The sequence below is a fragment of the Corynebacterium sp. HMSC05H05 genome (assembly GCF_001807265.1).
GTDB lineage: Bacteria > Actinomycetota > Actinomycetes > Mycobacteriales > Mycobacteriaceae > Corynebacterium.
The window spans coordinates 1-20,727 of record NZ_KV788373.1 but is presented as its reverse complement, the minus strand read 5'-3'; the positions used below and the strand labels follow the sequence as shown (position 1 = coordinate 20,727).

Below are 20,727 nucleotides of genomic sequence, written 5' to 3'. Positions count from 1 at the left end.
TATCGGCCGACACAGCGACCGCGCGAGGGCGGGCGCTGCAAACCCTGTCGATAGAGCTAGTCCTCCGCGAGCGCCTTCGACGACTCCCACAGGCAGATACTCGCCGCTGTGGCCAGGTTCAACGACTCCGCACTGCCCTGGATCGGGATGGAAACGCGGTGGTCGGCGGCCGACAGGATGTCGTCGTCAAGCCCATGTGCCTCGTTGCCGAACAGCCAAGCCGTCGGCTGCGCGAGCGTCTCCCCCGGCTGCGCAAGGTTCACCTCGCCGTTCATGGTGGTGGCGAAGGTGGACAGCCCGGCGTCTTCGAGTTGGCTGATCACGCGGCGGACATCGCGGTCGCGTGCCACCGGGATGTGGAACAGCGAGCCCGCGGTGGAGCGCACCACTTTGGGGGCCTCCGGGTCCACGGTGTCGCCGGCGAAAATCACCGCGTCCGCGCCCACAGCATCGGCGATGCGGATGATTGTGCCGGCGTTGCCGGGGTCGTTGGTTTCCACGCACACCGCCACCAGCTTCGGCCGGCCCTTCATAATCTTGGGCACCGTCCACAGCACCGGGCGGCACACCGCAAAAATGCCAGTAGAGGTTACTGCGTCCGCAAGCGAATCCGCAGCCTTGTCCGTGATCGCGTGCGTGTACACGTCCATGTAGCCGGCCGCCCGCACGATCTCCTCGAAACGCTCGGCCGCGGCCTCGGTAACGAAGAGGTCCGTCGCCGCTCCCGTGGCCACGGCGGCCTCCACAGCGTTCTCGCCTTCCGCCAGGAAGGCCTTTGCTTTACGACGAGCTTGCGCCCTCTTCAACTTCCCCGCATTAACCACACGCGGAGTGCGCTCTGTGAACGGCTGTTGGAAATCCAATGGCATAGCTACAGACTACGTTGCGGGCGCTACGCTATTTGCCGTGCCTACGTTTCCGGAGCTCGTGCGCGCCCGCCTTCTTTCGCCTGCGGCGCGCTCTTGGCGCATCGGTTTTGCGCTCGCAGCTCTTCTTTTCGCTCTCGGGCTGGTAGCTCTGCCGGGGGCACCGATCGCGGTCGAGTGGTCAAGATTCGCGGTGGCGCTCTACGCCGTATTTCTCATTGTCGCCGCATTCTTCGCCCCGGTCACAGCAAGTGTGGGTTACGGCTTTCTGCTGCAATTCTCCGCGGCAGCACCCGAGTACCGCAGCGCGATCATCATCATCGGAATGTTCGCGATCGCCGCTGTCGTGGGGTTGCGCGTTCCCGCCCGCTTAAGCCTGCCACTGTTGGCTTATCTTTGGTATCTCGCACAGACAGACTTTCCCTCCGGCGTTTACTTCCCCATCTCGTTTGAAACAGCAATTTTTCTGTTCGTGCTACTCCTTGTCGCGTGGGCAGTGGGTTGGATTTTGCGCGCCTTCCTCATAACCCGTGAGCGCCAAGCAGATCGGCTAAGAGCGGAACTTGAGCGCGAACGCGAACGAACGGTAAAGGCCTTGCACGGTTCAGTGGCGTCCTCGCTCACCTCGGTGGTGCTCCGAAGTGAAGCCCTAGCGATGTCGGGGGACGAGCAGACAGCCAAGGCGGCGAAACTCATCGCAGAGGACGCCCGACGTTCCATGCAAGAAGTCCGCCAGCTCATCCGTTTTATGCGTTCCGACGATCCCGCGGAGCTCAGCGGAGACAAAACCATGAGCACGCCCACATTAAACGAATGCTTGCGGTCCTTTTCGGACACATTGCGCAGCCACGGCTACACGGTCACGGAAAGTGGCATGCATGGCGAGGGGCTGAACTCGATCGCACTTCATCACGCTGAAAGCGCATTCCGTGAGATCCAGACCAACGTAATCAAGTACGCGGATAAACACCGGCCGGTCATCGTCGCAGCAGTCGAAGACGACAATGACGTGCAGATCCTGGTGCAGAACTTTGGCGCCCCACAAGAGCAGGCAGTTGAGATGAGTACCGGCGTCGGCTTAGGGGAGGTCGCATCGCTTTTGCAAGAGGACGGTGCTTCACTCGACGCGGGCTATCACGGCGAGGCGTTCCGATATCACTTGACCGTGCCAAAGGAACGAAAGTAGATTGCCGCGAGAGTATGAAAGGTACTTTCGTACCAACTTCTCCCCTAAGCGTCCGAAATAATTGCGCATTGCTACCGTATGCACCCATAATTCGATGTAGCGATCTACAGCTTTAGTTCATGAAAGGACAAGCAAATGCGCAAGTTTGCTCGCCTCGCCGCCTCCGCCCTGGTCGCAACCGGGCTTCTCACCGTGGCCCCTGCAGCATCTGCAGAAGCGCAGACTGTGGCAACCCCTTACGCAGCTGGCGCAATCGGCGACACCTTCGAGTGTGGCGGCATGCTCGGTCGTCTGTGGTGCTAATAGCACCAAGATGACAACACCTGATCACCCAATCCGGGTTTTCCTCGTCGACGATGATCCGCTCGTCCGCGAGGTGCTGAAAAGCTACCTCGACAGCGCCAAAGGGATCACCGTCGTCGAAACCGCTTCGGACGGATCCGAAGCACTCGAGCGCATCCCCCAATTAGACGTGGATGTGGTGCTCTCCGATGTCTACATGCAGCACATGGGCGGCGCAGAGCTGCTGCGCAATCTCGACGCGCGTGGCGCCGCTCCGGCCTTTTTGGCGATTAGCTCTTTGGACAATGACTCCGCGATGCTCGACATCCTCGACCACGGCGGGCGCGGATACATTCTGAAGAGCCAGCCGCGCGAGGAAATCATCCTTTCGGTACGGCAGGCGGTCGCCGGTGGCACCGTGATCTCTCCTGCCGCGATGAACAAGCTGCTCCCCCACCTCTCCCAGCGGGACGCACAAGCTCCGCAAGCTGCTAGCGGAGCGCGTTCAAAGGCCGCTATTAACGTGCCTGCGGGCGTTTCTGATACCGAGCAGAAAGTGCTTGAGCTGCTTTGCGACGGCCTGAGCAACGCCGACATTGCGAAGCACCTGAACTATTCTGAATCCACCGTGAAGAAGATGGTCTCGAAACTCCTCTCGGCCTACGGGGTCTCCTCCCGCCTCGACCTCGTGGTTACCGTCCTCAACGGCCGGGGGCCGCAGGCACAATAGTCACTCCTACGGTTCTAAACGAAAGTATCGGCATCGGGTACGAAGGTGCCGACACCCTAAAATTCACTTGTCACACGACGGCAACGTCCTTACGTTGACTCCTGTAAGCAATCACCCCGACTGCTAGCGACGCTGGCGGTAGCTTCACAGGAAAGGACAACGTATGACCCGTAAGACCCGACGCATCACTACCGCGCTTCTCGGCGCTCTGATGGCCGGCGCTGCCATCGCTCCCGCGAACGCGACCACCCTCGAGGAGTCCGCTCCCGAGACCCCGGCGAACAACGACAAGCTCCCGATCGTCCACACCTACCGCGGCTCCGACCACCTGAAGGCCAACGTGCTCAACCCGCGCCCGGTGTGCAACTCCACCGAGGACTACCGCACCGTCGTGTACAAGGTGAAGGACAACTTCCTGCCAGTGGGCACCATCTCCACCACCAACCTTTCCGACGAGGCCATCCCGCTGCAGCAGGATCTCTCCCGCACCCAGACGGTGTCCGCGTCCGTGAACGGCTCCAAGACCGAGACGCTGGACCTCGGCGGCTCCGGCTCCAAGAAGGGCATCGAGGGCAACATCGGCTACTCCCTGGCCAAGTCCCTGGGCTGGGACGTCTCCGCTGAGCTGTCCTGGAACGTCGGCCAGACTGTCGGCCCGTACGACGTGCCGGCCGGCAACACCGGCGAGGCCACCTACGGCTTCCGCACCGTCACCATGACCGGCACCCAGCAGCGCTGCCTGCCTAACGGCACCTGGGCAACCCCGACCGCGTGGGTCGCAAACATGCCGGTGAAGAACGAAGTCCGCGTGAAGAACTTCGACACCCCGGCTGATTCCTGGGCCCCGAACAAGGATGCGCAGACCACCGAGGTCAAGGACGAGCCGAACGCAGAGTACGACAACGACGTTGACACCCTGAACAAGGGCGACAACATCGACGACGTGGAGAAGGTCGACGACAACAAGACCGCCGACGTTAGCAACAAGGACGTCAACCTCGCCGCCGAGAACGAGAAGGCGGCCAAGGAAGAAGCCGACAAGGCCGACGACAAGGCTGAGGACACCACGGAGGACAAGGCCGACGGCGCCATCGAGGTCGAGGCTGTGTCCGACAAGAAGGAAGAGTCCACCGACAAGTCCAACAAGGACGACGCCGAAAAGGCCGACCACGACCTGGACCTCGAGCCGTACTTCACCGTCTCCTCCGCTAAGGCGAAGGGCTTCGCCGGCTCCACCGCTCTGCGCGTGAAGAACGTCGGTAACGAGCGCTACTGGGGCGAGTTCCCGGCAGTGACCTTCCGCGTCGCAGTCCGCACCGAGGACGGCCCGGAGAACGTTGACCGCCTGATCACCACCACCACCCGCGAAGGCGGCTACGCCCGCGACCTGGGCTGGGACGAGGACGAGCAGGCACGCATCTTCGAGGTCACCCTGTCCAACCCGATCAATCCGGGTGAGGAAGCAGACCTCGTGTCCTTCTCCTTCGGCGACGGCGACACCAAGGAAGGCCGTCTGACCAACTACATCACCGTTACCCAGACTGGCCGTCTCGACGGCGACGACTCCGAGTACAACGACCAGGACGTCGACTCCCGCGACGTCACGCTCGACGACTTCGGCCGCGAGAACGAGGGCATCTTCTAAACAGCCCCCATCACAGCGATTGGCGCGCCCACCCCAGCGGTGGGCGCGCTTGTACGTATCCCACACGAAAAAGCTCCCGCCCTCCCCGACTGCTCGGGGATGGGCGGGAGCTTCGTCGTTAAGCGAAAGTGCTCTACGCAGCCTTCGGAGCGTTGACGTCCTCCGGCAGAGCGTTCTTCGCAACCTCGCACAGAGCGGAGAAGGCAGCGAAGTCGCTGACAGCCAGCTCGGCCAGGATCTTGCGGTCGACCTCGACCTCGGCCAGCTTCAGGCCGTGGATGAGGCGGTTGTAGGTGATGTCGTTCATGCGGGCAGCGGCGTTGATGCGCTGGATCCACAGCTTGCGGAACTCACCCTTGCGCTTGCGGCGGTCGCGGTACGCGTAGGTCTGGGAGTGCAGCCACTGCTCCTTCGCCTTGCGGTACAGGCGGGAGCGCTGGCCGCGGTAGCCCTTCGCGGACTTGAGGATTGCGCGGCGCTTCTTCTTAGCATTGACTGAACGCTTCACACGTGCCATGAGTCAAACTTCCTTTTCTTTTTCTCGTAATCGGTTGATTGATCGGGCAGTGCTTAGGACATGCCGAGGAGGCGCTTTGCGCGCTTGACGTCTGCCTTAGCAACGTCGGTGGAGCCGGACAGCTTGCGGCGGCGCTTCGACGAGAGCTTCTCGTTCAGGTGGCGCTTACCAGCCTGCTCGCGGCGCAGCTTGCCCTTGCCGTTGACCTTGATGCGCTTTGCGGTGCCCTTGTGGGTCTTCTGCTTCATGGTGAAAGCCCTTCAGAGTGTCGATTGTTGGAACTACTTTTTGCCCTTGCGAGCCGGTCCGAAGACCATCGTCATGTTTCGGCCGTCCTGCTTCGGACGGGACTCGACAACGCCGAGCTCCCCGATGTCCTCAGCCAGACGCTCCAGCAGGCGGTACCCCAGCTCGGGGCGGGCCTGCTCGCGGCCGCGGAACATGATGGTGACCTTGACCTTGTTGCCCTTCTCCAGGAAGCGCTCAACATTGCCCTTCTTGGTCTGGTAGTCGTGCTCATCAATCTTGGGGCGGAACTTCTGTTCCTTGACCACGGTCTGCTGCTGGTTCTTGCGGGCCTCGCGGGCCTTCTGATCCTGCTCGTACTTGAACTTGCCGTAGTCCATGATCTTGGCCACGGGCGGCTTGGCCTTCGGGGCTACCTCGACCAGGTCGAGGTCCGCCTCGTACGCCAGCTTGCGGGCGTCGTCCGTGCGGACGATGCCCACCTGCTCGCCGGACGGGCCGACGAGGCGAACTTCAGGGACGCGGATTCGTTCATTGATCCGAGCTTCAGCGCTGATGAGAACTCCTAGAGACTTAGAGAAACAATGCGTGCCGCACTCGAACCACAATCGGGATCATCCCACGCGAAAAACCCGCTCACCCTGACGGGTGGCGGGAGTTCGTCCATTGCACGCCAAAACACATTTGTGTCTTGCGCACCGTTTGACCCGTATCCAACTCATTTGCATGAGCGGCTTGGGGTGGGATTCACTCCTCTTGCGGCCCCCGCACCCGCATGACACGGACGCGCTGGGCGGTGTAGGCAGCAATATACATGCTTATGCCTGCACAAACCAAATCGGCGCGCCGCAGGCTCACCTAGGCCTTCGCCAGAACGTCCTGCAGGAACTGTCCGGTGAAGCAACCGGGCACCTTTGCGACGTCCTCCGGCGTACCCTGCGCCACCACCGTGCCGCCGCCGGAGCCGCCCTCGGGCCCCATGTCCACGATCCAGTCCGCGGACTTGATCACGTCGAGGTTGTGCTCGATCACCAGCACGGTGTTGCCCTTCTCCACTAGGCCGTTGAGCACAAGCATGAGCTTGCGGATGTCCTCGAAGTGCAGGCCTGTCGTCGGCTCGTCCAGGATGTAGATCGTGCGGCCGTTGGAGCGCTTCTGCAGCTCCGCGGCGAGCTTGACGCGCTGCGCCTCGCCGCCGGAGAGCGTGGTCGCGCTCTGGCCGAGACGGACGTAGCCCAGGCCGACGTCCACAAGCGTCTGCAGGTAGCGGTGGATCGAGTTAATCGGCTCGAAGAACTCCGCGGCCTCGGAGATGGGCATCTCCAGCACCTCGGCGATGTTCTTGCCCTTGTAGCGCACCTCGAGCGTCTCGCGGTTGTAGCGCGCGCCCTCGCACACTTCGCACGGCACGTACACGTCCGGCAGGAAGTTCATCTCGATCTTGATGGTGCCGTCGCCGTGGCAGGCCTCGCAGCGCCCGCCCTTGACGTTGAAGGAGAAGCGCCCGGCTTTGTAGCCGCGCACCTTGGCCTCCTGGGTCTCGGCGAACAGGTTGCGGATCTTGTCGAACACGCCGGTGTACGTCGCCGGATTGGAGCGCGGGGTTCGCCCGATCGGGCTCTGGTCCACCTGCACGAGCTTGTCCAGGTGCTCGAGCCCCTCGACCTTCTTCACCCGGCCGGGCACCTGGCGCGCGCCGTTGAGCTGGTTCTGCAGCGTCTTGGCCAGAATCTGGTTCACCAGCGTGGACTTGCCGGACCCGGATACGCCGGTCACGGCCACCAGCACGCCGAGCGGGATGTCCACGCTGACGTTGTCCAGGTTGTTCTCGCGCGCGCCGATGATCTGCAGTTGCCTTTGCTTATCGACGTCCCTCCGGCGCTCCGGCACTTCGATCACCTTGCGGCCGGACAGGTAGTCGCCCGTGATGGAGTCCTTGGCCTTGAGGATGCCCTCCGGCTTGCCCTGGTAGACCACTTCCCCGCCGTACTCGCCGGCGCGCGGGCCGATGTCGATGAGCCAGTCGGCCTCGCGGATAGTGTCTTCGTCGTGCTCCACCACAACCAGGGTGTTGCCCAAATCGCGCAGCTTCTTCAGAGTGGTGATCAGGCGCTGGTTGTCGCGCTGGTGGAGGCCGATGGACGGCTCGTCCAGCACGTAGAGCACACCGGCCAGACCGGAGCCGATCTGGGTGGCCAGGCGGATGCGCTGCGCCTCGCCGCCGGACAGGGTGCCGGCGGAGCGGGCCAGGGTGAGGTAGTTCAGCCCCACGTCCAAAAGGAAGTGCAGGCGCGCCTGGATCTCGCGCAGCACCGCACCGGCGATCATCTCCTCGCGGTAGCCCAGCACCAGGTTGTCCAGGTACTCGGAGGCCTCCTCGATGGACAGCTGCGTCAGGCCCGCGATGGACTGCTCCCCGTGCGTGGTGGACGCCAGCCGCACAGCCAGGATCTCCGGCTTCAGGCGCGCGCCGTTACACGTCGGGCACGGCACCTCGCGGGTGTACGCGAGCAGGCGCTCCTTCTGCGTTTCGGACTCGGTCTGCTCCAGTTTGCGCTCGAGGTAGCCCACAATGCCCTCGTAGGCGGCGGTGTAGGAGCGCTGGCGCCCGTAGCGGTTTTTGTAGCGCACGTTGACCTTCGTGGACGAGCCGTGGATCAGGTGCTTTCGCTGCGTCTTGGTCAACGAGCTCAGCGGGGCGCTGGCGTCGAACTTCTCCTCCTTCGCCAGCGCCTCGATGAGTTTGGTGAAGTACTTCTTGTTCGGGCTGGAGTTCCACGGCTGGAACGCGTCCACCGCGGGTGCGTCCGGGTCCGGGATGACCAGGTCCACGTCGATCTCTTTGCGCACGCCAAGGCCGTCGCACGCCGGGCAGGCGCCGAACGGCGAGTTGAAGGAGAACGCGCGCGGCTCGTACTCCTCCACGTTGAGCTTGTGGCCGTTCGGGCAGGCCATCTTCTCGGAGAAGATCTGCACGCGTTCCGGGTCGTCGGCGTCCAGCTCCACAAAGTCGAAGCCGACCAGGCCGTCCGCAAGCTTGAGCGCCGTCTCCACGGAGTCCGTCAGGCGCTGCTTTTGGCTGGCCTTGACGGTGAGGCGGTCCACCACCACGTCGATGTTGTGCTTGATCTGTTTTTCCAGCTTCGGCGGGTCCGAAAGCTGGTAGGTCTCCCCGTCCACGTTCACGCGCGAGTAGCCCTGCGAGGACAGGTCTGCAAACAGGTCCTGGAACTCGCCCTTGCGCTTGCGCACAATAGGCGCGAGCACTTGGAACTTCGTGCGCTCTTCCAGCTCGAGCACGCGGTCCACAATCTGCTGCGGGGTCTGGCGCTCAATCACCGCGTCGCACACCGGGCAGTGCGGGGTGCCGGCGCGCGAGTACAACAGGCGCAGGTAGTCGTAGATCTCCGTGATGGTGCCCACGGTGGAGCGCGGGTTGCGGTTGGTGGACTTCTGGTCGATGGACACCGCCGGGCTCAACCCGTCGATGTAGTCCACGTCCGGCTTGTCCATCTGTCCCAGGAACATGCGGGCGTACGAGGACAGCGATTCCACGTAGCGGCGCTGGCCTTCGGCGAAGATGGTGTCGAAGGCCAGTGAGGACTTGCCGGAGCCGGACAGGCCGGTAAACACCGCCATCTTGTCGCGGGGCAGCTCAATGTCCACGCCCTTGAGGTTGTGTTCGCGCGCGCCGCGCACTGTCAGCTTTTCGGCCACGTCACTCTCGCTTTCGTCGGTTAGTACTCCCAAGACGCTACCAACACGCCGCGGCGGTGAAACATTCCTGAGTAGCCTTGGGCGCATGCTTTCTCTCCGCCATATTTCTGTCTCCGACATGGACAACAACTGCTATCTCCTCTGCAGTGAGGGGCAGGGGTTGCTTATCGACGCAGCTTCGCACGCCCCCGAACTCCTGGCCATGGCCGACGACGCCGGTGTGAAGATCACCGCGGTGCTGACCACGCACCGGCACTACGACCACACCCGGGCGCTGAAGGAAGTGCTCGAGACCACCGGCGCGAAGCACTACGCGCCGTTTCTGGATGCCCCAGCGATCCCGGTGCCAGCCGATGTGGAGCTCAACGACGGCGACACGATCGAGTTCGCCGGCCACACGCTCCCCGTGACCATCCTGCGCGGGCACACCCCGGGCGGCGCTTGTGTTGCTGCGGAGATCGACGGCACCGTCAACCTGTTCGTCGGCGACTCGCTGTTTCCCGGGGGCTTGGGCAAAACCCAGTCCGAGGGCGACTTTGTCCGCCTGTTCAACGACGTGAAAGAAAAGGTCTTCGATGTGTACCCGGACGAGGCCGTCGTGTGGCCGGGCCACGGCAAACCCACCACGCTCGGCGAGGAGCGCCCGCACCTGGATGACTGGTGGGATCGCCGCTGGTAAGCAGAAATCCCGCCACCGCGGCGTCGCAAAATCGCTACACTCGGCGGGAGCACATTCAGCTACAAAAAGTAAGGATTGGGTAAAAGTATGATCCGGAAAATCGCACGCCCGATGCTGGCTTCGGTCTACGTGATCGACGGTGTCGAGACCCTGTTGAACCCGGCTGGCCACAAGGACAGCGCGGACAGCGTTTTGAAGAAGCTGCGCGCGGTCACCCCGCGCGAGTACCGCGGTTTCCTGCCGAAGAGCCCGGAGACTGCCGCGCAGATCATCGGCGCTACCAAGGCTGGCGCCGGCGCATCTTTCGCCATTGGCAAGTTCCCCCGCCTGTCCGCCACGCTTCTGGCTGCCACCGCGCTGCCGACCGTTGTTGGCCGCCACGCGTTCTGGGAGGCAGAGGACGACGACGAGAAGGCACGCCGCCGCACCGGCGCCCTGACGGACCTCGGCCTCGCCGGCGGTGTCCTGCTGGCCACCGTGGACAACAACGGCAAGCCCGACCTGAAGTGGCGCGCTCAGCACGCTGCCCAGGCCGCGCAGAAGAACGTCAAGCAGGCGCTGCCCACCAAGTCTGAGACCGAGAAGGCTTGGGACAAGGCATCCGACTGGTTCTCCGACGCCACCGACCAGGTCACCGATTACGTCGACGACAACAAGGGCGACTGGAAGAAGAAGGCCAACAAGGCCAGCGACGCTGCGAACGACTGGCTGGGCGACGCTAAGAAGCAGGCGTCCAGCTTCCTGTCCGACGCGGGCGACTGGCTGGACGACGCTGCCGAGAAGGCCTCCGACAAGGCCGAGGACGCGTACGGCGACATCAAGCCGTCCAAGATCCAGCAGTTCAAGGCGAAGCGCAAGGTCAACAGCATCGTCGGCGATCTGCAGGGCCAGTTGGACGACCTGCAGCCGTCCGCCCTGGACAAGTTCAAGGCGAAGCGCAAGGTCAACAAGGCTTCCGCCAAGGCCCAGGACAAGGCGCAGAACGCGGTCGACTCCCTGCAGGACGCGTGGGACAAGCTGGACGCTGACCCGAACTGGATCACCAAGCTCAAGTGGAAGCGCAAGGCCAAGAAGGCTGAGAAGAAGGCCCAGAAGCTGGTGAAGAAGGCGCAGAAGAAGTTCGCGTAAGCACCGTAAACACTCGGACTACTTGGCGGCCCTGAGGCTGGGAATAATCCCAGCCCCGGGGCCGTTTGTTGTGAGGATGCAGGAAACAGAACAGACGTACGTGGATCAGCTTTTCGCGCACCTGGACAGCGAGGTGGCGCGGGCGCAAGCGCGCCTCGAAGAGGTGCAGCGTGACGTGGACCCGGACAACCCGGATTCGGACGCGCTGGTGCGCCGCGAAACGGAGTATCACGGGCTCAACGCGAAGCTGGATGCGCTCAACGTGGCAGAGACCGGCTTAGTCTTCGGCCGCATCGACGTCGCCGACGACGACCCGGAGAACCCGGTGCCGGGGCGGCCGGATTTGGAGCGGCGCTACATCGGACGCATGGGCATCGACGACAGGGAGGACAACTACCGCACCCTCCTGCTGGACTGGCGCGCTCCCCTCGCCCGCCCATTCTACCTGGCAACCACGGCGCACCCGGAGGGCGTTGAAACGCGCCGCAACATCCGTATGCGCGGCCGCACTGTCACCGCTGTGGACGACGAGGTGCTCTCCGGCGACGGCGCGGAAACCTCCGACGCGGGAGTTGGATCCGAGGCGGCTCTGAGGCGCGCGATGAACGAGGCCCGCACCGGCCACATGCGCTCCATCGTGGAGACCATTCAGCGCGAGCAAGACGAGATCATCCGCGACGCCACCCGCGGTGTCATGGTGGTCCAGGGCGGCCCGGGCACCGGCAAGACGGCGGTGGCGCTGCACCGCATTGCGTACTTGCTCTACACGTGGCGCGAGCAGCTCACCCGCACCGGTGTGCTGGTGGTCGGCCCGAACGCGACGTTCCTCGAGTACATCTCCCGCGTGCTGCCAGAGCTGGGCGAGACTGGCGTGGTGCTGGCCACCGCCGACCAGCTCGTGCCGGGCTTTGCCCCCACCGGCGAGGACTCGATCGCCGCGCGCGAAGTGAAGGGCTCGGAGGAGATGGTGGCCATCCTCAAGCGCGCGGTGCAGGCCTACGAGACGGTGCCCGACAAGCCCGTGCGCCTCACGTTTGATTCGGTACCGGTGGATGCCACCCCGCAGATGGTCAAGTCCGCCCGCACGAGGGCGCGGCGCTCGCGCCGCCCGCATAACCAGGCACGCGCCTACTTCGCCGAGCACCTTACCCAGTTGCTGGCGGAGGCGTTGGCGAAGCGCATCGGCGAGGACCCGCTCGGCGGGGCGAACCTGCTCTCGGACGCGGACGTGGACCAGCTTCACGACGACCTCGCGGACGATCCTCAGGTAGAGCAGCTCATCGACACGCACTTCCCGGAGCTGGACCCCGTAGAAGTGCTCGATACGCTGCTGACAAGTAAGGACGCCATCGCAGAGGTCGCCCACGACTACGACGACTACACCCGAGACGCCTTGTACCGCGCGCCAGGCTCCCCATTTAGCCACGTTGACACCGCGCTTGTGGACGAGCTGGCCGTGCTCATCGGAACGGTGGATCCAGAGGAACAGCGCCGGAAAGAAGAAGAGGAATGGCGCGAGCTCGTCGCCGAGGCAGAGGGCGCGCTCGACGTGCTGTCCTCGTCTGAATCCACGGACAACGACGACGACCAGTTCGAGGCAGAGATCCTCTCCGCGGCCGACGTCATTGACGCGGAGACGCTCGCGAGCCGCCAGCGGGAGACGGACACCCGCTCCACCGCGCAGCGCGCACGCGCCGACCAGACGTGGGCGTACGGGCACGTCATCGTCGACGAGGCCCAAGAGCTGTCGCCGATGGAGTGGCGCATGGTGTTCCGCCGCTGCCCGTCGCGATGGATGACGCTCGTGGGCGACACCGCCCAGACGTCCTCCCCCGCCGGCGTGGACGACTGGACCAACGCGCTGGAGCCCTTCGTGGGCAACCGCTTCCGCCTGCATGAGCTGACGGTGAACTACCGTACGCCGAAGGAGATCGCGGACTACGCTGCCGAGATCCTCGCTGAGATCGACCCGGAGGCCACCGTCCCGGAAGCGATCCGCGAATCCGGGGTGCCGGTGCAGTTCGTTGAGGACTTGAGCCTCGTCGAGAAGCGCGACGGCTTAACCGCCGTCATCGACGCGGACAATGTCGGCGAAATGAAGGGCCTCGAATTCGACAACGTCGTCGTGGTGGAGCCGAGCAAAATTAAAGAGGCCTCGCCACAGGGGTGGCAAGACCTCTACGTCGCCGTCACCCGCGCCACGCAGACGCTGACAGTGGTCGGCGAATAGCGCCTTAGTTGACTGTGTGAACGATCATGACGTCGCAGTCGGACTGACGCGCGACGTCTGCCGGCACGGAGCCCAGCAGGCGGCCGGTCAGCGAGTTGATGCCGCGGTTGCCCACAACGAGCAGGTCCGCGTTGTTGTCGTTGACAATGGCCATCAGTGCCTGCACCGGGGTGCCCGGGCGGGTTGCGGTCTGCACGTCCGGTGCGCCAGCGGCGCGGGCGTGCTCAGCTGCGCCCTCGAGGTTCTCCAGCGCCTTCTGGTCGCCCAGAATGGTCACGGAATCCTGACGCAGCGTCTTCGCGGCCTCTTCCTCGTTCTCGTAGTACGCGGTACCGATGACGAGGGTGGAACCGAACGCGGCTGCAATCTTCGCGGCGCGCTCAACGGCCAGCAGGGAGGACTTGGAACCGTCGGAGCCGACGACGATGGTCTTGTAGTTATCGGCCATGTGAAATCACCTTTCAAAAATGCGACGCGGTTAGCGTGGTCAGTGTACCCCTTGCGGGTTTAGTCGTGTCCCTCTGCCCGAGTATCCACGAGCATGACGTCCACCGGGGCCTTCTTGGCCACGTTGCCGGGGATGTTGCCGAAGATGCGGCCGGCCATCGAGCGCATGCCCTTGTTGCCCACCACAAGCAGGTCGACGCCGTACTCGTCGACGGCCTCCACCAGCACATTCGCGGGCTGGCCACCCTTGGACACCAGGTTGACCTTGCCGGCCTGCTCTTCCTTGGCAATCTCGTCCGCCTTGCGCAGAATCTCGCGCGCGTTGGTGGCGGTGACGATGTCCACGCGGGACAGCTCCGCGTTGGTGGAGTTCAGCATCGAGCCGGACGCGGTGTAGTGGGCGCAGATGATGGTCAGCTCGGCACCGTAGACGCGGGCGAGGCTGGCTGCGGCACGCACAGCGACCATGGAGGTGGCGGAGCCGTCGGTGCCGACAGCGATCGACTTGTAGGTGTGCAAGGCAGGTTCCTTTCGCTAATTGCCTGTGTCTTTAATACCACGCAGCTCCCGTTTGAGATCTGCAATCTCGTCCCTGAGTCTTCCGGCGAGCTCAAATTTGAGTTCGCCGGCGGCGTCGCGCATTTGGACCGTCAGGTCGTCGATAAGCTTTTGCACCTCGTCAGAGGCCATGTTGGACACATCCGCGCGCTCGGCGACGGCCGCATCGGAGCTCAAGCTTGTCGACGCATCCGCGTCCGCGTTGTCGTACACCTGGTCCAAAATGTCCGCGATGGCCTTGCGCAGCGGCTGCGGATCGATGCCGTGCTCCTCGTTGTAGGCGATCTGCTTCTCGCGGCGGCGCTCGGTTTCGTCGATGGCCTCCTGCATGGATTCGGTGACCTGGTCGGCGTACATGATCACCTCGCCGGAGACGTTACGCGCGGCGCGGCCGATGGTCTGGATGAGCGACTTGGTGGAGCGCAGGAAGCCCTCCTTGTCCGCGTCCAGGATGGCAACCAGGGAGACCTCGGGCAGGTCCAGGCCCTCGCGCAGCAGGTTGATGCCCACGAGCACGTCGTACTCGCCCAGGCGCAGCTGGCGCAGAAGCTCCACGCGCTGCAGGGTGTCGATGTCCGAGTGCAGGTAGCGCACCTTGACGCCGTTATCCAGCAGGTAGTCCGTGAGGTCCTCGGCCATGCGCTTGGTCAAGGTGGTCACCAGGACGCGCTCGTTCTTGTCGGTGCGTTGGCGGATCTCGTCGATCAGGTCGTCGATCTGGCCCTTGGTGGGCTTGACGGTGACCTTCGGGTCCACCAGGCCGGTCGGGCGGATCACCTGCTCCACAAACTCGCCCTGGGCGGCCTCGAGCTCGTAGTCGCCGGGGGTGGCGGACATGTAGACGGTCTGGCCCAGGCGGGCCTCGAACTCGTCGAAGGTCAGCGGGCGGTTGTCCACCGCGGACGGCAGGCGGAATCCGAACTCCACCAGGTTGCGCTTTCGGGACATGTCGCCTTCGAACATGCCGCCGATCTGCGGCACGGTGACGTGGGACTCGTCAATGATGGTGAGGAAGTCTTCCGGGAAGTAGTCGATCAACGTCGCCGGCGCGGAGCCGGCCGGGCGACCGTCCATATGGCGCGAGTAGTTCTCGATGCCGGAGCAGAACCCGACCTGCTGGATCATCTCCAGGTCGTATTCGGTGCGCATGCGCAGGCGCTGCGCCTCGAGCAGCTTGCCCTTGTTCTCCAGCTCCTCCAGCCTGTCGGCGAGTTCTTCCTTGATGGCCTCGATGGCCTTTTCCATGCGCTCGTCAGTGGCCACGTAGTGCGTTGCCGGGAAGATGCGCACCTCGTCTTCCTGGCTGATCACATCTCCGGTGAGCGGGTGGATGTAATACAGCGAGTCCACCTCGTCGCCGAAGAACTCCACGCGCACAGCCACCTCTTCGTAGGCCGGGATGATGTCCACGGTGTCGCCCTTGACGCGGAAGGTGCCGCGCTTGAAGTCGATGTCGTTGCGCTCGTACTGCACGTCCACCAAAAGGCGAAGAAAGCGGTCGCGCTCGACCTCTTCGCCCACACGCAGCACAATCGAGCGGTCCAGGTATGACTGCGGAGTGCCCAGGCCGTAGATGCAGGACACCGAGGACACCACGACCACATCGCGGCGGCTCAACAGCGCGGAGGTGGCGGAGTGGCGCAGTCGCTCCACATCGTCGTTGATGGACGAGTCCTTCTCAATGTAGGTGTCCGTCTGCGCGATGTACGCCTCCGGTTGGTAGTAGTCGTAGTACGACACGAAGTACTCCACCGCGTTGTTGGGCAGCAGCTGGCGCAGTTCGTTGGCCAGCTGTGCCGCCAGCGTCTTGTTCGGCGCCATGACCAGCGTGGGCCGCTGCTGCTTTTCAATCAACCACGCGGCGGTGGCGGACTTGCCTGTGCCGGTCGCGCCCATGAGCACGACGTCGCGCTCGCCGCGGTTCAAACGCTCATCCAGCTGCGCAATCGCGGAGGGCTGATCACCGGAGGGTTCAAACTCGGAGACGACCTCGAAGGGCTTCTCGCGGCGCTCAATCTCGCCGACGGGGCGAAACTCAGACTGCGCGAGGACAGGATGTTCAGCAGCAAAAGCCATGCCGAACAGTCTACGCGTCAGCACAAACCGCAGGCGGCACCTTAGGCGGCGTACCTGCGGGAGGTTTCCAGCCACTCCTGCAGCTCGCCCGCTTCCTCCCACATGGAGTACAGCGCGGAACCGCCCGGGCGCAGCACGGCTTGGGCTCGGCGACGAATCCACTGCCTGTCGTCCAACGTGAACGGATAGTCGATTGTGCCCTCGAGCCCATCCGGCAGATGGCCGTTGATGAGTGCGGCGAGTGCGATGACGGATTCAGCCTCCGCTGTGCCCAGGGTACCCAGCCCGCACTCGAACCGGAACTGATCCATGCAGAACGTGCCGTTGACCAGCGCAGTCACGGCATCATGTGCAGAGTCGTTGTCGAACGGCCCCGTGTTCCACGTTCCCATGCACCGCAAGGTAAAACAGCAAGGTAAATGAAACGTGTCACACCGGTAAATTTCACCGGTACAGTTCACTAACCTTTGATTTTCTCAGCAAGCGCATCCACCTGCGGCTCGAGGTCTTCCAACGGTCCGTTGTTGTCGATCACGTCATCTGCCGCCGCGAGCCGCGCCTCATCGTCGATCTGCTGCGCCATGCGCGCACGGGCATCGGCCTCATCGAGCCCTCGCGTATCGACGAGCCTTCGGATCCTCTCCTCCTTGTCCACATCCACGACAACGGTGAGGTCCATGCCCTTATGCAGCCCAAGATCCACCAGCAGCGGCATGTCGTAGATGACTGCCCGCTCCCCCGCCTCCTCCGCGGCGGCGAAACGCCGCTCGGACTCGGCGCGGATCGCTGGGTGAGTGATCTCGTTGAGGCGCTGTGTGTCCTCTGTAGTGGCGAATGCGCGCCGCGCGAGCTCGCCGCGGTTGAGCGCCCCGTCGTCGCCGATGAGGTCCGCGCCGAATTCCCGTGCAACCTCGCCCAGCACTGGTGAGCCGGGTTCCATGATGTCGCGTGCGATTTGGTCAGCGTCGACCACGGCGAAGCCAGCGTCGCCAAGCATCCTCGCCACTGTGGATTTTCCGCTGCCGATGCCGCCTGTCAGGCCCACTTTCTTCATGGCCCGAAGATAGCAAAACGCCCCGCGCACCTTGGTGGTGCACGGGGCGTTCGTCGCTAAGCGAGATGCTTAAGAGTTTCTCCTAAGCACGAGCCTGCGAGTGCTTAGTTGCCGGCGAGCTTATCGCGCAGAGCAGCGAGCTGCTCGTCGGAAGCGAGGGAGCCGATGTTCTCCTCAGCCTGGTCAGCTGCCGGAGCTGCAGCTGCAGACTCGGAGGAGTAGTTGGCCTGCTCGCCCTCCTGCTCCGCGGCCTCGGCGGCAGCGGCGCGGTGACGCTCGATCTGAGCGGTGTGGGCCTGGTGGCGACGCTCTGCCTCGGCGTAGCGTGCCTCCCATGCCTGACGAGCCTCGTCGTAGCCTTCCATCCACTCGTTGGTCTCCGGGTCGAAGCCCTCCGGGAAGATGTAGTTGCCCTGCTCGTCGTAGGAGTCGGCCATGCCGTAGCGGGACGGATCGAACTCTTCGACGTAGTCCTCGTCAGCCTGCTTGAGGGACAGAGAGATGCGGCGACGGTCCAGGTCGATGTCGATGACCTTGACCATGACCTCTTCGCCGACGTTGACAACCTGGTCCGGGACCTCCACGTGGCGCTGAGCCAGCTCGGAGATGTGGACGAGGCCCTCGATGCCCTCCTCGACGCGGACGAACGCGCCGAACGGGACGAGCTTGGTGACCTTGCCCGGGACGATCTGGCCCACAGCGTGGGTGCGGGCGAAGACGCGCCACGGATCCTCCTGGGTCGCCTTCAGCGACAGGGAAACACGCTCGCGGTCGAGATCGACGTCGAGCACCTCGACGGTGACCTCGTCGCCCACGGCGACAACCTCGGACGGGTGGTCGATGTGCTTCCAGGACAGCTCAGAGACGTGCACCAGGCCGTCGACGCCGCCGAGATCGACGAACGCACCAAAGTTGACGATGGAGGACACGACGCCCTTGCGAACCTGGCCCTTCTGCAGCTGGTGCAGGAAGTCGGAGCGGACCGCGGACTGGGTCTCCTCCAGGTAAGCGCGGCGGGACAGGACCACGTTGTTGCGGTGCTTGTCCAGCTCGATGATCTTCGCCTCGAGCTCCTGGCCGATGTACGGATCCAGGTCGCGGACGCGACGCATCTCAACCAGCGATGCCGGCAGGAAGCCGCGCAGGCCGATGTCGAGGATGAGGCCGCCCTTGACGACCTCGATGACGGTACCGGTAACCGGCTGGTCGTTGGCCTGCAGCTCCTCGATGGTGCCCCAAGCACGCTCGTACTGAGCGCGCTTCTTGGACAGCATCAGACGGCCTTCCTTGTCCTCCTTGGTCAGGACAAGTGCGTCGATCTCATCGCCGACCTCGACCACGTCTTCCGGGTCGACGTCGTGCTTGATGGACAGCTCGCGGGTGAGGATGATGCCCTCGGTCTTGTAGCCGATGTCGAGCAGGACCTCGTCGTGGTCGACCTTGACCACGGTGCCGGTGACGATGTCGCCATCGTTGAAGTACTTGATGGTCTCGTCGACTGCGGCGAGGAATTCCTCAGGGCCACCGATGTCGTTGATGGCTACCTGGGGTGCGTTGGAAGTGCGCATAAGTTCTATGTGCTCCGAAAAATAGGAGATCGTGATTGGACAGGAGCGTCTCTCTCGACCACGTAAACCCGCAGCTAGAAGCAGCAAGCTCGCGTGCGCCGATCTCGCGCCGCAACGGCCACCTCACCCTCCTATTACGGTGGGCACCGCGCTCGCGCGTAGACACGCCCGCACGAGTGTAGACACTTTGCCCAGCTAGAGCAAATAATTCGCAGGTGCTTTCCGACGCCCCTCCGGTTTGCCCCGACCGCTAGCATTAACAGACACCAATACTTGCCATAAGTAACGCAATTGGAGCAGTTTTTTATGTGGAAACGCAGCCTTGCAGTCGCTGCATCATTCGTCGGCATCGTCGTCGGTGCCGGATTCGCCTCCGGCATGGAGGCCCTGCAGTATTTCGTCGCCTACGGCGCAAACGGGTTCTACGGCGTGGCTTTGGCCAGTGTGACCATGCTCTTCGCCGCGACGGCGTTCATGACCTTCGGCTCGTACTTTTTGGCGCGCGAGCACAATGAGGTTTTTTACAACGTGACCTCTAAGCCCGCGGCGTTCATCATGGACTGGTCCGCGGTGGCGTGCATGTTCTCCGTGGGGTTCGTCATGTTCGCGGGCGCCGGGTCGAATCTGCAGCAGGCTTTTGAGTGGCCCATCTGGATCGGCGCCGTGGCCATGCTCGCGCTCATGCTCGTTGTCGGACGTTTCGACGTGGACAAAGTCTCCTCAGTCATCGGCTGGGCCACCCCGCTACTTGTGGTGTTCGTTCTCATCGGCAGCATCTACTCCTTCACCCAGGTGGACGTGAACTGGAGTGAGGTGGGCGACTATGCCCAGCAAGAGGTTTCCCGCGCTGACGGGACCCCGTTCTGGTGGTTGGGCGCGCTGAACCACACTGGATTGAACGCGCTGTGCGGCGTCTCGATGGCACTAGTGATGGCCGGCGACGAGTTCGACACCAAGAGCACCCGTTTGGGCGGAATCCTCGGCGGGGTGATCTACGCAGTCATGCTCGCGCTTCTGGTGGCCTCGCTGCTGATTCAGGTGGAGTCCGTCAACGGCACCGACATGCCGCTGCTCGCCGTGATCGACAATGTGGACCCGGTGCTCGGCTTCATCATGACGTGGGTGATCTTCCTCATGGTCTTCAACACATGCCTGGGCATGTTTTACGCGCTGGCAAAGCGCCTGACCAGCAAGAAGCCGGAGCGCTTCTACCCCACCTACGCCATCGCCTGCATCGTCGGTTTTGGACTCTCTTTCGCAGGCTTCCAGCCGTTGGTGAACAGCCTGTACCCGATCCTGGGCTACCTCGGCCTGTTTGTCATGGCAGTGATGACAGTGACCTACCTGCGCCACCGCGACGAACTGAAGGACGAGGGCGAACGCCGCGCCGACGCTGTCGAAGCTGAAGACGGCAAGGAAGTCGACGACCTCGCCAGCGACTCGAACCTCGACGAGGACGAGTTCAAGGACGCACTCCAAGAGGAAGTGGAAGCTTCCGAAGACGACAACAAGCGGCGATCACTCAACGATCTCCTTTAGCAAAACGGGGGTGCAAATCGGGGGCGAAACACTCGGTTACACAGAAGTGAACTGCACGTGACCGAGTTTCGTTTATTGCTGGCCAGCTGTCCAACTATCCGTGTGATCCAGTTAACGGAATGTTCGATTCTGGGGTTACCCTGTGGGTCCATTGAGCGTTTCCTTACCCGTCGGTAAGGTCGCGCTTGGCTTTCGGGGAACGACCCGGCCAGGGGTGAAATATAAGTGTTGCGACCGGCTAGTTGGTAGCGGTGTGGTG

19 protein-coding genes are annotated in these 20,727 nt (G+C 63.4%); 8 read left to right on the top strand and 11 right to left on the bottom strand.

Annotated elements, in window-relative coordinates:
* Positions 1–56: 56 nt before the first annotated feature.
* Positions 57–869 carry a TrmH family RNA methyltransferase gene (locus HMPREF3151_RS02580; RefSeq protein ID WP_070473173.1) on the bottom strand — a complete coding sequence of 271 codons (813 nt, stop codon included), beginning with the start codon at positions 867–869 and terminating at the stop codon, positions 57–59.
* Positions 870–906: 37 nt separating this feature from the next.
* On the opposite strand from HMPREF3151_RS02580, the gene HMPREF3151_RS02575 reads away from it, so the two are divergent.
* The 4 genes from HMPREF3151_RS02575 to HMPREF3151_RS02565 all read left to right on the top strand — a co-directional run bounded on the left by HMPREF3151_RS02575 (position 907) and on the right by HMPREF3151_RS02565 (position 4,709).
* On the top strand, positions 907–2,052 hold the full coding sequence (locus HMPREF3151_RS02575) for a histidine kinase (protein ID WP_070473171.1): 1,146 nt from the start codon (positions 907–909) through the stop codon (positions 2,050–2,052).
* 135 nt (positions 2,053–2,187) lie between these two features.
* Positions 2,188–2,355, top strand: coding sequence for a hypothetical protein (locus tag HMPREF3151_RS11960; protein ID WP_168160584.1), 168 nt, complete (start codon positions 2,188–2,190; stop codon positions 2,353–2,355).
* Between the two features lie 10 nt (positions 2,356–2,365).
* Positions 2,366–3,064, top strand: a complete 699-nt coding sequence (locus HMPREF3151_RS02570) for a response regulator (protein ID WP_070473168.1) — start codon at positions 2,366–2,368, stop codon at positions 3,062–3,064.
* Positions 3,065–3,227: 163 nt separating this feature from the next.
* The gene (locus HMPREF3151_RS02565) at positions 3,228–4,709 is read left to right on the top strand and encodes a hypothetical protein (protein ID WP_070473165.1); all 1,482 of its coding nucleotides are present in this window, start codon (positions 3,228–3,230) and stop codon (positions 4,707–4,709) included.
* A 133-nt stretch (positions 4,710–4,842) separates the two neighbouring features.
* Here the strand turns inward: HMPREF3151_RS02565 and rplT are convergent, their stop codons facing one another.
* The 4 genes from rplT to uvrA all read right to left on the bottom strand — a co-directional run bounded on the left by rplT (position 4,843) and on the right by uvrA (position 9,189).
* Positions 4,843–5,226 carry a 50S ribosomal protein L20 gene (gene rplT, locus HMPREF3151_RS02560; protein WP_070473163.1) on the bottom strand — a complete coding sequence of 128 codons (384 nt, stop codon included), beginning with the start codon at positions 5,224–5,226 and terminating at the stop codon, positions 4,843–4,845.
* Between the two features lie 53 nt (positions 5,227–5,279).
* The gene (gene rpmI, locus HMPREF3151_RS02555; RefSeq protein ID WP_034999913.1) at positions 5,280–5,474 is read right to left on the bottom strand and encodes a 50S ribosomal protein L35; all 195 of its coding nucleotides are present in this window, start codon (positions 5,472–5,474) and stop codon (positions 5,280–5,282) included.
* A gap of 33 nt (positions 5,475–5,507) precedes the next feature.
* The gene (infC, locus tag HMPREF3151_RS02550; RefSeq protein WP_083290142.1) at positions 5,508–6,080 is read right to left on the bottom strand and encodes a translation initiation factor IF-3; all 573 of its coding nucleotides are present in this window, start codon (positions 6,078–6,080) and stop codon (positions 5,508–5,510) included.
* Positions 6,081–6,330: 250 nt separating this feature from the next.
* Positions 6,331–9,189: an excinuclease ABC subunit UvrA gene (gene uvrA / locus HMPREF3151_RS02545; protein ID WP_070473160.1), complete on the bottom strand. Its 2,859-nt coding sequence runs from the start codon at positions 9,187–9,189 to the stop codon at positions 6,331–6,333.
* 85 nt (positions 9,190–9,274) lie between these two features.
* On the opposite strand from uvrA, the gene HMPREF3151_RS02540 reads away from it, so the two are divergent.
* The 3 genes from HMPREF3151_RS02540 (at position 9,275) to HMPREF3151_RS02530 (ending at position 13,226) form a co-directional block, all read left to right on the top strand.
* Positions 9,275–9,868 (top strand): MBL fold metallo-hydrolase, encoded by a 594-nt coding sequence (locus HMPREF3151_RS02540; RefSeq protein WP_070473157.1) that lies wholly within the window; start codon positions 9,275–9,277, stop codon positions 9,866–9,868.
* 87 nt (positions 9,869–9,955) lie between these two features.
* Positions 9,956–10,996, top strand: coding sequence for a DoxX family protein (locus HMPREF3151_RS02535; RefSeq protein WP_070473155.1), 1,041 nt, complete (start codon positions 9,956–9,958; stop codon positions 10,994–10,996).
* Between the two features lie 76 nt (positions 10,997–11,072).
* Positions 11,073–13,226 (top strand): HelD family protein, encoded by a 2,154-nt coding sequence (locus tag HMPREF3151_RS02530; protein WP_070473152.1) that lies wholly within the window; start codon positions 11,073–11,075, stop codon positions 13,224–13,226.
* Positions 13,227–13,230: 4 nt separating this feature from the next.
* Here HMPREF3151_RS02530 and HMPREF3151_RS02525 read toward each other — a convergent pair whose 3' ends face one another.
* The 6 genes from HMPREF3151_RS02525 to rpsA all read right to left on the bottom strand — a co-directional run bounded on the left by HMPREF3151_RS02525 (position 13,231) and on the right by rpsA (position 18,929).
* Positions 13,231–13,674, bottom strand: coding sequence for a universal stress protein (locus tag HMPREF3151_RS02525; RefSeq protein WP_070473149.1), 444 nt, complete (start codon positions 13,672–13,674; stop codon positions 13,231–13,233).
* A 59-nt stretch (positions 13,675–13,733) separates the two neighbouring features.
* Positions 13,734–14,192, bottom strand: a complete 459-nt coding sequence (locus tag HMPREF3151_RS02520; RefSeq protein ID WP_070473146.1) for a universal stress protein — start codon at positions 14,190–14,192, stop codon at positions 13,734–13,736.
* Between the two features lie 15 nt (positions 14,193–14,207).
* Positions 14,208–16,307 (bottom strand): excinuclease ABC subunit UvrB, encoded by a 2,100-nt coding sequence (gene uvrB / locus HMPREF3151_RS02515; RefSeq protein WP_070473214.1) that lies wholly within the window; start codon positions 16,305–16,307, stop codon positions 14,208–14,210.
* Between the two features lie 41 nt (positions 16,308–16,348).
* The gene (locus HMPREF3151_RS02510) at positions 16,349–16,699 is read right to left on the bottom strand and encodes a DUF4259 domain-containing protein (RefSeq protein ID WP_070473143.1); all 351 of its coding nucleotides are present in this window, start codon (positions 16,697–16,699) and stop codon (positions 16,349–16,351) included.
* A gap of 68 nt (positions 16,700–16,767) precedes the next feature.
* On the bottom strand, positions 16,768–17,361 hold the full coding sequence (gene coaE, locus HMPREF3151_RS02505) for a dephospho-CoA kinase (protein WP_070473141.1): 594 nt from the start codon (positions 17,359–17,361) through the stop codon (positions 16,768–16,770).
* Between the two features lie 104 nt (positions 17,362–17,465).
* Positions 17,466–18,929 carry a 30S ribosomal protein S1 gene (rpsA, locus tag HMPREF3151_RS02500; RefSeq protein WP_034999903.1) on the bottom strand — a complete coding sequence of 488 codons (1,464 nt, stop codon included), beginning with the start codon at positions 18,927–18,929 and terminating at the stop codon, positions 17,466–17,468.
* Positions 18,930–19,235: 306 nt separating this feature from the next.
* Between rpsA and HMPREF3151_RS02495 the strand changes: the two genes are divergently transcribed.
* The gene (locus tag HMPREF3151_RS02495) at positions 19,236–20,468 is read left to right on the top strand and encodes a YkvI family membrane protein (protein WP_070473138.1); all 1,233 of its coding nucleotides are present in this window, start codon (positions 19,236–19,238) and stop codon (positions 20,466–20,468) included.
* The last annotated feature ends 259 nt before the right edge of the window (positions 20,469–20,727 follow it).

Bases quoted from the DNA above. Each gene is read 5' to 3' on its own strand.
- HMPREF3151_RS02580 (WP_070473173.1), bottom strand. From the start codon at position 869: ATGCCATTGGATTTCCAACAGCCGTTCACAGAGCGCACTCCGCGTGTG.
- HMPREF3151_RS11960 (WP_168160584.1), top strand. From the start codon at position 2,188: ATGCGCAAGTTTGCTCGCCTCGCCGCCTCCGCCCTGGTCGCAACCGGG.
- HMPREF3151_RS02570 (WP_070473168.1), top strand. From the start codon at position 2,366: ATGACAACACCTGATCACCCAATCCGGGTTTTCCTCGTCGACGATGAT.
- HMPREF3151_RS02565 (WP_070473165.1), top strand. From the start codon at position 3,228: ATGACCCGTAAGACCCGACGCATCACTACCGCGCTTCTCGGCGCTCTG.
- rplT (WP_070473163.1), bottom strand. From the start codon at position 5,226: ATGGCACGTGTGAAGCGTTCAGTCAATGCTAAGAAGAAGCGCCGCGCA.
- rpmI (WP_034999913.1), bottom strand. From the start codon at position 5,474: ATGAAGCAGAAGACCCACAAGGGCACCGCAAAGCGCATCAAGGTCAAC.
- HMPREF3151_RS02540 (WP_070473157.1), top strand. From the start codon at position 9,275: ATGCTTTCTCTCCGCCATATTTCTGTCTCCGACATGGACAACAACTGC.
- HMPREF3151_RS02535 (WP_070473155.1), top strand. From the start codon at position 9,956: ATGATCCGGAAAATCGCACGCCCGATGCTGGCTTCGGTCTACGTGATC.
- HMPREF3151_RS02530 (WP_070473152.1), top strand. From the start codon at position 11,073: ATGCAGGAAACAGAACAGACGTACGTGGATCAGCTTTTCGCGCACCTG.
- HMPREF3151_RS02525 (WP_070473149.1), bottom strand. From the start codon at position 13,674: ATGGCCGATAACTACAAGACCATCGTCGTCGGCTCCGACGGTTCCAAG.
- uvrB (WP_070473214.1), bottom strand. From the start codon at position 16,307: ATGGCTTTTGCTGCTGAACATCCTGTCCTCGCGCAGTCTGAGTTTCGC.
- HMPREF3151_RS02510 (WP_070473143.1), bottom strand. From the start codon at position 16,699: ATGGGAACGTGGAACACGGGGCCGTTCGACAACGACTCTGCACATGAT.
- coaE (WP_070473141.1), bottom strand. From the start codon at position 17,361: ATGAAGAAAGTGGGCCTGACAGGCGGCATCGGCAGCGGAAAATCCACA.
- rpsA (WP_034999903.1), bottom strand. From the start codon at position 18,929: ATGCGCACTTCCAACGCACCCCAGGTAGCCATCAACGACATCGGTGGC.
- HMPREF3151_RS02495 (WP_070473138.1), top strand. From the start codon at position 19,236: ATGTGGAAACGCAGCCTTGCAGTCGCTGCATCATTCGTCGGCATCGTC.